The sequence below is a fragment of the Nonomuraea sp. NPDC049784 genome (assembly GCF_040659615.1).
Classification (GTDB): domain Bacteria; phylum Actinomycetota; class Actinomycetes; order Streptosporangiales; family Streptosporangiaceae; genus Nonomuraea.
Window position 1 is genome coordinate 1 of sequence record NZ_JBFAMX010000950.1, and the last position, 2,802, is coordinate 2,802.

Below are 2,802 nucleotides of genomic sequence, written 5' to 3' on the forward strand. Positions count from 1 at the left end.
TTGCCCGCACCCAGCACCAGCGAGACCGCGGCCGCCAGCCGCGCCCCGGACGCCCGCGCGTCCACCACCTCGGCGCCGCGGAACCCGCGCAACGCGCACGGCCCGGCCATCCGGCGTGGTGCGGCCGAAGGTATCTGCGCCTCGGTGAGCACCGAGATGATCAGTGTGTCGTAATTGGTGGCCAGGCGCGCCCCGTGCCCCTGCCCGTCCCGCAACGTCAGGCACAGACCGCACAGATGCGCCTGCCACGCCGCACGTAACGACGGGCACCCGTGCTCACCGCAGGGACGAATGATGCCGAACACGAGGGAATCGTACGGGTCCCGGGTGCGCGATCGCTGCCTTTATGGTTTCCCACCATTGAAGTCGGCGGCTCCCCCCCCATACCCGCCAGGCCGAGGGCTGCCTAGCGTGGGGCGGCGTGATCAGTCTGAAGGGTTTGAGCAAGAGGTACGGGGACCACCTGGCGGTCGACGACCTGACGCTGGAGTTGAGACCGGGCGTGGTGACCGGGTTCCTTGGCCCGAACGGGGCGGGGAAATCGACCACGATGCGCCTGATCCTCGGCCTCGACCGTCCCACCTCCGGCACCGCGCTGGTCGGGGGGGTGCCGTACCACCAGGTCAGGAACCCGCTGCGCACGGTCGGCGCGCTCCTCGACGCCCGCGCCCTCCATCCGGGCCGCAGCGGCCACGCGCACCTGCTGGCGCTGGCCCGCGGTAACGGCATCCCACGGCGGCGCGTGACCGAGGTGCTGGAGACGGTCGGCATGGCCGGTGCTGCGCGCAAGCGGGCCGGGGCGCTGTCGCTCGGCATGAGCCAGCGGCTCGGGATCGCGGCGGCGCTGCTGGGGGACCCTGAGGTGCTGATGTTCGACGAGCCGGTCAATGGGCTCGACCCGGACGGGGTGCGCTGGGTTCGCGGGCTCATGCGGTCGCTGGCCGGGGAGGGCAGAACGGTGTTCGTCTCCAGCCACCTCATGACCGAGATGCAGCTCACCGCCGACCACCTCGTCGTGATCGGCAAGGGCCGCCTCATCGCGGACGCGCCACTGTCCGACGTCATCGCGGGCAGCTCCCTGACGTCCGTGCTCGTCCGCACCCCGCATGCCGGAGATCTCGCCGTACGGCTGCGCGCCGTCGGCATCGCGGTGGAGCGGCACGGCGAGAACGAGCTCGAGGCCACCGGCGCGGCCCTCGAAACGGTCGGAGACCTGGCGCACGAGGCCGGGATCCGGCTGCACGAACTGCGGACCAGAGGGGCCTCGCTCGAACAGGCCTACCAGGAGCTGACGGCGGGAAGCGTCGAGTACGGGGCGGGATCATGAGGACGTTGTGGCAGGCGATCGGGGCCGAGTGGGCGAAGCTGTGGTCGGTCAGGTCCACGTGGTGGTGCCTGGCCTGCGCGGCGGTGCTCATGGTGGTGACGGCGCTCATGCTCGGCGGCGCGGCCGCCACCGACGCCCTGCGGGAAGGCCGGGCCGGGGTGCGGGTGACGGCGAGCCAGCCGGTGGTGTCGGCGACATCGTTCGTCCAGTTCGCGCTGGTGGCGCTGGCGATGCTGGCGATCACCTCGGAGTACTCGTCCGGGAGCATCCGGGTGACGTTGCAGGCGACGCCCGTCCGAGGAGTGGTGCTGGCGGCGAAGGCGCTGGTGGTGGCGCCGGTGATGATCGTGGCAGGAGTGCTGTCGGGGGCCGTGGCCACGGCGGTCGTCCACGTCGTGCTGTCCGGCGACCTGTTCGGCGGGCTCGTCGTGCTGCCGATCGGCGAGGTCGTGCCGGACCTGCTCGGAGTGGGGGTGTTCTTCGCGCTGGTGTCGGTGATGACGCTCGGCGTCGGTGCCGCGATGCGCAGCGCGGCGGGCACTCTGACCGTGGTGTTCATGCTGCTCATGGGTCTGCCGCTGATGCTGCTGATGACGGGGAGCCAGGTGGCGCTGGACGCGTCGATGCGGATGCCGATGTTCGCCGGGCTGGCCTTCATGGGGAGCGTGGAGAACCTGACCGGCGGGCCGATCCCGTATTCGGCGGGGGAGGGGCTGGCCTGGCTCGTCGCCTGGACGGCGGCGGCCGTGGCGGTGGGCCAGGCGGTGCTGCGCCGCCGGGACGCCTAGAGCCGTGCGCACGACGATGGGGTCACGCCTAGACTTCACGCCCGTGTCAGGCAACAGGGCAGCCCGGGTACTGGCCGGAGTCGTCCTCGGGATGGCTCTCGGCCTCGTCGAGCTGGTCTTCCTGTGCGTGGCGTGGCCCGCGTACCTGGTCCCCGCGGCCAGGCCCGCCGCCGCGCGCGGGCTGGACAGGCTGATGGCGCTGGAGAGGGCCAGGCTGTCGAGGTGGCTCGGCCACGAGGCGACACGGCGGGAGGGCGGTTACGGCTTCCTCGTCGCGCGAGCCGCCCTGGGCTTGCTTGGCGGGTACGGGTGCGCGGCGGGCCTCTTCCTCGGCGGGCTCCTCCTGTTCGGCGGCCTGTGGGACGTCTCATGGGGACGGACGGACCCGGTGCCCGTGAACCTGCCCGGCGTGAAGATCGTCACCAGCAGCGGCGTGCTCGGCCTGGCCGGCGGTGCTGTGCTGCTGGCCCTGGTCGCCCTCACGACCCTGGCCGTCGGATCACTCGAACGGCGGCTGGCCGACCGCTTCCTCGGCCCCGGCAGCCACGAGCTGATGCGCAGGCGGATCGCCGAGCTGACCGCCACCCGCTCCGGCATCGTCAAAGCCGTCGACGACGAGCGCCGCAGGATCGAACGCGACCTGCACGACGGCGTGCAGCAGCGCGGTGTCGCGCTCGCCATGCTGCT

3 protein-coding genes and 1 pseudogene are annotated in these 2,802 nt (G+C 72.1%); 3 read left to right on the forward strand and 1 reads right to left on the reverse strand.

All coding sequences use genetic code 11. The annotated features are described in order from the left end of the window. A partial coding sequence (locus AB0J09_RS61520) for a DUF5685 family protein (RefSeq protein WP_360713331.1) occupies positions 1-305 on the reverse strand: 305 nt, incomplete at its 3' end. A 116-nt stretch (positions 306-421) separates the two neighbouring features. Here AB0J09_RS61520 and AB0J09_RS61525 point away from each other — a divergent pair. The 3 genes and pseudogenes from AB0J09_RS61525 to AB0J09_RS61535 all read left to right on the forward strand — a co-directional run. Beyond that, positions 422-1,327 carry an ATP-binding cassette domain-containing protein gene (locus AB0J09_RS61525; protein ID WP_360713333.1) on the forward strand — a complete coding sequence of 302 codons (906 nt, stop codon included), beginning with the start codon at positions 422-424 and terminating at the stop codon, positions 1,325-1,327. Further along, a complete protein-coding gene (locus tag AB0J09_RS61530) occupies positions 1,324-2,115 on the forward strand; it encodes an ABC transporter permease (protein ID WP_360713335.1) in 792 nt (263 codons plus the stop codon). Before AB0J09_RS61525 ends, AB0J09_RS61530 begins: the two co-directional genes overlap by 4 nt. 43 nt (positions 2,116-2,158) lie before the next feature. Beyond that, positions 2,159-2,802 (forward strand): annotated as a pseudogene (locus tag AB0J09_RS61535) (two-component sensor histidine kinase); the annotation flags it as partial.